This window comes from Brunnivagina elsteri CCALA 953, assembly GCF_002289455.1.
GTDB classification, from domain to species: Bacteria; Cyanobacteriota; Cyanobacteriia; order Cyanobacteriales; family Nostocaceae; genus Brunnivagina; species Brunnivagina elsteri.
On record NZ_NTFS01000691.1, the window covers coordinates 1 to 1,866 of the forward strand.

Annotated in this window: 1 protein-coding gene; it reads left to right on the forward strand. The window is 43.0% G+C overall.

The features are described from left to right. Window positions 1-153: 153 nt before the first annotated feature. Window positions 154-1,866: family 10 glycosylhydrolase (locus CK510_RS29915; protein ID WP_158224996.1), on the forward strand; the 1,713-nt coding region annotated here is incomplete at its 3' end.

Below are 1,866 nucleotides of genomic sequence, written 5' to 3' on the forward strand. Positions count from 1 at the left end.
AAAATTCAAAATCAATTAGTGGTAAATTTGATTCACTACTAATTATGTATTTTTAATAAAGTAAAAGATTTTTTACCGCCAAGTACGCCAAGACGCTGAGGGAAGAAGAAAGAAGGAAAGAATTTTTAACTAATAATTAAGAGGAGTAGGAACTTGAAGAAGCAGGGAAAAGCTCGACAAAATCCAAGAAATAAGATTAGAAAAAATGACTTATTTTTAGTTTATTTACAATTTATTATTTTTAGTATAATCAATATTTTACCAGTTGCGGCTCAAGCACAAAATAGCAATTCTGACACAAATTTAACTATAGTTTATAGTCAAGAGAATGTTAACCAATGGGGGGGAATTGCTAATCGTTTGCAAGCTGCGGGGGTGAGGTATTGTGTGGTTTCCTTGGATGCAATCAGGTCATCTGCTGATTGGGGCGATCGCAAAGTATTATTCTTACCAAATGTGGAAACCCTTAGTCCAGCCCAAGCGATCGCATTAGAAGAATGGATGAGCAAAGGTGGTAGACTAATCGCTAGTGGTCCTGTGGGTAGTTTGTCTGCACCGGGAGTCAGGCAATTAATGAAAGCCCTACTCGGTGGATATTGGGGCTTTAGTCTAAATGATACGCAGAAGTTGCAACCATCCTCGCAAAAAATTACCCAAGATTGGGTCAAAGACGGTGGTGTATTTGGCAAAGTACGCGGTGGTGTTGTTATCTCCGATAGTGCAATTGGAGAAGCTGCGGCAACATGGGATGCCAAAGATAATCCTACCGCAGTTTTAGCAACCGAGCGATCGACATTTTTTGGTTGGCGTTGGGGGGTTGATACTGCCTCTGCTAGCGAGTTAGATGCAGGATGGTTGCGAGCTGCGATCGCACGTCACATGAAGTTACCTCCAGGAGCTTCCACTAAGGTTGATGGTTCTAAAAGCTGTATTACATCGATTGCTGAATTGCCTAAACCTGGTTCTTTAAGCCAGAATTCCGGTCAAAATTTCCAAATTAGCCAACCAGTACAACCAATCCGAATCAACCCAAATATTTTTGCAACCCCAGGGAATTCCAATCCATCAACCACAAGTGCTAGATTCCCCACTAATACCCCCAGAAGTGATGAGGCAATCGATCAACTCGAACAATCAGTGCGTTTGGATGTTGTTGCTAATTCCCAGAAACCAATTAGCGCTAGTGAAGCGATCGCACTCCAACAAGAATTAAAAAACCTGATTGGAAGGGTTGAAAGCGCTCAGTTATCAGCATCGGCAATTTCACCCAAATCCCCATCAACAAAAGCACAACAACCTCAATTTACATCACTTCGAGGTGGAGCATCATCTCGAAATACTGAACAAGCTCGTCAAATTGCCAATAATTTACCTCAGTTAATTTCCCAAAAAAAATACAACCAAGCTCGTCAGCAGTGGTTAGCAACCAAAAATGAATTGTGGAAGCAATTCCCCACAGATAGAAAATTAGCACAGCCAGAAATTCGCTCAATTTGGCTCGATCGCGGTACGATTGTCAAAGCCGGAAGTGAGCGATCGCTTGCAATCATTTTCGATCGCATGGCACAGGCTGGAATTAACACGGTATTCTTTGAAACATTGAATGCCAGCTATCCCATCTATCCAAGTAAAGTTGCACCTCAACAAAATCCCCTGATTCGCGGCTGGGACCCCCTCGCATCAGCAGTCAAACTCGCAAAAGCCAGGGGTATGGAATTACACGCTTGGGTTTGGGTATTTGCCGCAGGAAACACCCGCCACAATGAGGTGATCGGTATCAATACCAATTATCCAGGACCAGTATTAGCCGCAAACCCCGATTGGGCAGGCTACGACAACCGAGGACAGATGATTCCCCTCGGACAA